The organism is Microbacterium sp. H6 (assembly GCF_003314775.1).
In the GTDB taxonomy this organism is placed as follows: Bacteria; Actinomycetota; Actinomycetes; order Actinomycetales; family Microbacteriaceae; genus Microbacterium; species Microbacterium oxydans.
In genome coordinates, this window is sequence record NZ_QOAY01000222.1 from 13301 (window position 1) to 17746 (window position 4446).

4 protein-coding genes are annotated in these 4446 nt (G+C 69.6%); 2 read left to right on the forward strand and 2 right to left on the reverse strand.

The window, feature by feature from the left end; genetic code table 11:
- Nucleotides 1-55: 55 nt before the first annotated feature.
- Both DSP71_RS14510 and DSP71_RS14515 read right to left on the reverse strand, forming a co-directional pair.
- A complete protein-coding gene (locus tag DSP71_RS14510) occupies nucleotides 56-895 on the reverse strand; it encodes a molybdenum cofactor biosynthesis F family protein (protein ID WP_113681441.1) in 840 nt (279 codons plus the stop codon).
- Between the two features lie 31 nt (nucleotides 896-926).
- Nucleotides 927-2381 (reverse strand): APC family permease, encoded by a 1455-nt coding sequence (locus DSP71_RS14515; RefSeq protein ID WP_046748886.1) that lies wholly within the window; start codon nucleotides 2379-2381, stop codon nucleotides 927-929.
- Nucleotides 2382-2624: 243 nt separating this feature from the next.
- On the opposite strand from DSP71_RS14515, the gene DSP71_RS14520 reads away from it, so the two are divergent.
- Both DSP71_RS14520 and DSP71_RS14525 read left to right on the forward strand, forming a co-directional pair.
- Entirely contained in the window at nucleotides 2625-3392 is a 768-nt protein-coding gene (locus DSP71_RS14520) for an SDR family NAD(P)-dependent oxidoreductase (RefSeq protein ID WP_058632504.1), read from the forward strand.
- A gap of 65 nt (nucleotides 3393-3457) precedes the next feature.
- Nucleotides 3458-4273: an SDR family NAD(P)-dependent oxidoreductase gene (locus DSP71_RS14525; protein WP_045262180.1), complete on the forward strand. Its 816-nt coding sequence runs from the start codon at nucleotides 3458-3460 to the stop codon at nucleotides 4271-4273.
- The last annotated feature ends 173 nt before the right edge of the window (nucleotides 4274-4446 follow it).

Genomic DNA, 4446 nt, shown 5'->3' on the forward strand with positions numbered 1-4446 from the left:
GTCGGCCGTGCGGATCGCGGAACCGGTGACGATGAGGTCGGCGACGTCGGTCATGTCAGACGGCTCCGAAGGTCGCGGGCTCGAGCTCCGGCGCGTGCAGCGTCGTGGAGAGCAGTCGTCCGTGGGCGCCGAACGTGAAGTGCGTCGGCACCTCCCCGCTCTCGTCGAGGCCGAACAGCACGCCGTGGGAGCGGATCGCGTTCACGTCGCGGTGGTCGGCGATCGTCACGGATGCGCAGGGGATGACCTTCTCGCGCCAGGCGAACACGTAGATGCCGGGGCGGATCTGCCACACGCTGTTCTCATCCGTGTCGGCGAGGCCGCGTTCCGGTCCCGCGAGGCACTGCCACGAGTACCAGTGCGACGACAGGTAGACGTGTTCGTACGCGTGCTCTTCGCTGTACACCCACTCGACCCTGCGACCGATGAGGGTCGTCGTGGGAGCGGCCTCCTCGCCGCTCTGCTCGATGCCCTCGATCGCCCCGGGGGCGAAATGGTGCTGCACGCGGGTGCGGCCCTGCTCCGGTGCCGGCAGGATCTCGGAGATCACGGCCAGAGCGCGGCCCTGTCGCAGGTCGAGGACGAGCGAGACGGCCTCGTGCGGCAGGTAGCGGTGGTGGAACTGCACGAAGTAGAGCTGTTCGTCGACCTCGAAGGCCTCGTAGTCGTCGGTGTCCGCCGCGGCCTCGGTGTCGTCCTCCGCTCCCGGCTGGTACTCCCACGAGACGGTCGAGTCGGCGAAGCGATGCACGATGCGGGTGCCGCGACCGTCGACGACGGTGACCTCGGTGCCGCTCAGCGCGGTCGAGTGCGGGGCCTTGTTGGCGTCGAAGCCGGGTGCCAGTCCCTCCAGGGGCAGCCAGGTCGAGGTGTCAGCGGGATTCAGAGTGGTCATGCGATCTCCTTCGATGGATGGTCTGGGGGAGTCAGCGGTCGCTGAACTGCTCCAGGTCGGTGGCGAGGCCTTCGTAGACGGCCGGTCTGGCGCGCTTCAGGTAGGCCCCGTAGCCGATGCCGCCGATCAGGGCGACCACCAGCAGCAGCGGCATCAGCCGGATGGCGAGCTCCTCCGACCCGGCGACGATGTTGAAGTTCACGACGGCGAGGACGGAGATGGCCGCGATGCCGAGGAAGCCGATGCCGGGGGCGATGAACGTGCTCCACCAGCGCGGGTCCTGGCGGCGGCGGAAGTAGACGACGATCGAGATCGCGGCGAGTCCCTGCAGGATCAGCACGCTCAGGGTGCCGAAGCCGAGCATGGCGGGGACGAGCGTGACGATCGGGTCCGCTCCCGCGATGGCGAAGATCACCGCGACGACCGCGGCGAAGCCGGCCTGCACGATCCCGGCCAGCTGCGGCGCGCCGTTGGCACGCGTGCGGGCGAGGGCCTGCGGGAGGATCCTGGCCCGCCCCAGCGAGTACAGGTAGCGCGTCGCCGAGTTGTGGAAGGCGAGCATGGCGGCGAACAGGCTCACCAGGAGCAGGATCATCATCACGGTCGTGAGCGGGCCGCCCAGGTACTGCTGCGACAGCGAGAAGATGAGGTCGCCCGTTGGCAGGTGCTCGAGCGCGGTGGCCTGGGCCTGCGCCACACCGGTCGCGCTCACGACGGCCCAGGTGGTGACACCGAGGATCACGCCGATCGCGATGATCGAGGTGTAGGTCGCCCGCGGGATGGTGCGCAGCGGCTGCTTGGCCTCCTCGCTGAACAGCGCCGTCGCCTCGAAGCCGAGGAAGCCGGTCGCCGCCAGCAGCAGGCCGATGGGCAGCGACCCGGAGAACACGGCCTCGGGGCTGAACGCCGCCACGTCGTAGCCCGTCTGCACGAGCACGGAGATGTCGAACACCACGAGCATCAGCACCTCGAGCACGAGGCAGACCCCCAGGATCTTCGAGCTGAAGTCGACACCCACCCGGGCCAGCACGAAGCAGACGACGATGGACAGCAGACCCCAGACGAGCCAGTGCACGTCGAGGCCGGTGAGGTCGCGGATGATCGTCTGCATGAAGAAGCCGCTGGTGCCGATCGTTCCGACGACGAAGAAGTTGTAGCCGAGGGTGGCGATCAGACCCGCGATGAGGCCACCGGTGCGACCGAGGCCCTTCACCACGAACGCGTAGAAGCCTCCGGCGTTCACGAGCTGCTTCGACATCTGGGCGTAGCCGATCGCGAACAGCAGCAGGATCGCCGCGACCAGGAAGAACGACATGGGCGTGCCACCGCCGTTGCCCAGCGCGATGGCGAGCGAGGCCACCACCACGATGCCCGTGAGCGGGGCGACGGCGGCGAGGACGAGGAAGACGATCCCGGCGACGCCGAGGGCTCCGGGTCGGAGAGAGGTGTGCGTATGCGTCGTGGACGCGGATGTCGGGTCTGCCACGTCGGCTCCTTTGCTGGGTGACGGCCGTGCGGACACGGCATCGACGACGAGGGGAATCGTCGATAGAGCGAGTCTGCTCGTGCTGTCGACGACGCGCTTGACCCTGAGGGAAAGACGATGGTGCCAGCGTGCACAGCCTCCTCCCGAACCTTCGAACGGCCGGGAACAGGGGAGCAGGATGACCGTGATGACACCGCCGTCCTCTCCCGCACCACCGGTGCAGGGACGGCCTGCGAGGGACAGATGGATCTGCAGCTGCACGACAGGACGGCCCTGATCACGGGTGCCGGGAGCGGCATCGGGCGCGCCACGGCCCGCGCGCTCGCGCAGGAGGGGATGCGGGTGGCGTTGCTCGACCGCGACAGCGCCGCTCTGGAGGGCACCGCTGCGCTCGTGCGGGACGCTGTTCCGGAAGCGGCGGAGGCGGTTCTCGTCCTCGCCGACGTGACGGATGAAGAGCAGGTGCGCGCCGGCGTGCTCAGGGCGGTCGACGGTCTCGGTGGGGTGGATCACGTGGTGTGCTGCGCAGGCATCTCCGGCCCGGTCGGCTCGTCGATCGAGGACACCGACCTCGCTGCGTGGAACACCGTGCTCGCCGTCAACGTGACAGGGCCCTTCCTGGTGCTCAAGCACGCGCTCCCCGCGCTGCGGATCGCGGATCGGGGATCCATCGTCCTCCTCGCGAGCGACTCGGCCCTCGTCGCGTCACCAGGGATGGTCCCCTACTGCGCGTCGAAGGCCGCGGTCGTCCAGTTCGGCCGCGCGCTGTCCGTCGATCTCCTCGGCACCGGGATCCGCGTGAACTCGATCGCCCCGTCGATCGTCGACACACCGATGAGTCGCGGCGATCTGGGTGAGGCCGCTCTGGACGATCCCGGGTTCCCCGTGCAGACCGCGGACGAGGTGGCCGCCCACGTGGCCTACCTGCTGTCGCCTCACGCCGCGGCGGTGAACGGCACCACGCTGATCAGCGACTTCGGCTACACCGCCCGCTCGGGATTCCCCGCCTGATACGGACGCATCGGACCAGACCACCGCGCGCACGCGCATCGAGCGAACACCACACAGGAGAAGACATGGGAATCACGGTCGGATCGAGCGTCTCAGGGCGCGTCGTCGTCATCACCGGAGGCGGCACGGGCATCGGCGCGGCCATCGCCGAGCGCTACGCGGCAGAGGGGGCCCACGTCGTGGTGGTGGGTCGGCGAGCGGAGCCGCTGCACGAGGTGGAGCGGGCGGTGGGTGCGGTGCCCGTCATCGCGGATGCCGCGGACACCGCGTCGGCCCAGGCCGCTGTCGCCGAGGTGCTGGCGCGCTTCGGTCGCATCGATGTGCTCGTCGCGAATGCCGGCGGCCACGGGTTCTCCCCGGTCGGCGACACCGACGATGCGAGCTGGGAGGCGGCGATCCGCGCGAACCTCACGACGGCGTTCACGATGGCGCGCGAGGCCCTTCCTGCGCTGATCGAGGCGAAGGGGCAGATCGTGATCGTCTCCTCGCTCGCCGGTCTGTTCGCCGGCCCGTCGGTGGCCGGGTACACGGTGGGCAAGCATGCGCTGATCGGTCTGACCCGCACGTTGGCACGTGACTACGGCCGGCACGGCGTGCGGGTGAACGCGATCTGCCCCGGCTGGGTGCAGACGCCCATGGCCGACGACGAGATGGACGAGTTCGCCTCGCACGCGGGGCTCGGTTCCCGTGAGGAGGCGTATGCGACCGTCACGGCCGACGTGCCGCTGCGTCGCCCGGCGCGCCCCTCCGAGATCGCCTCGGTTGTGCGCTTCCTCGGGTCAGGGGAGTCGTCTTACATCACCGGTGCCGTGATCGTCGCGGACGGCGGTTCGCACGTCGTCGACGTGCCGACCATCGCCTTCGACCACGCCGGGATGTGACCGACCGAGGGTGCGTCAGGGGCGGGTCCCGGCCGTTGCGCGGTAGCGGAGACCGTCCACGAGCAGCCCGACCAGGACCTGACTCTGCTCCTCCGACCCCGCGGAGTGGCAGAGGTTCGCTGCGGCATACAGGAGTTGCGTCGCGTCGAGGTCGCGGCGGATCGTCCCCGCCT

What these genes read in the sequence shown, in the direction of transcription:
- DSP71_RS14510 (WP_113681441.1), bottom strand. Translation starts at nt 895, where the DNA reads ATGACCACTCTGAATCCCGCTGACACCTCGACCTGGCTGCCCCTGGAG.
- DSP71_RS14525 (WP_045262180.1), top strand. Translation starts at nt 3,458, where the DNA reads ATGGGAATCACGGTCGGATCGAGCGTCTCAGGGCGCGTCGTCGTCATC.
- DSP71_RS14520 (WP_058632504.1), top strand. Translation starts at nt 2,625, where the DNA reads ATGGATCTGCAGCTGCACGACAGGACGGCCCTGATCACGGGTGCCGGG.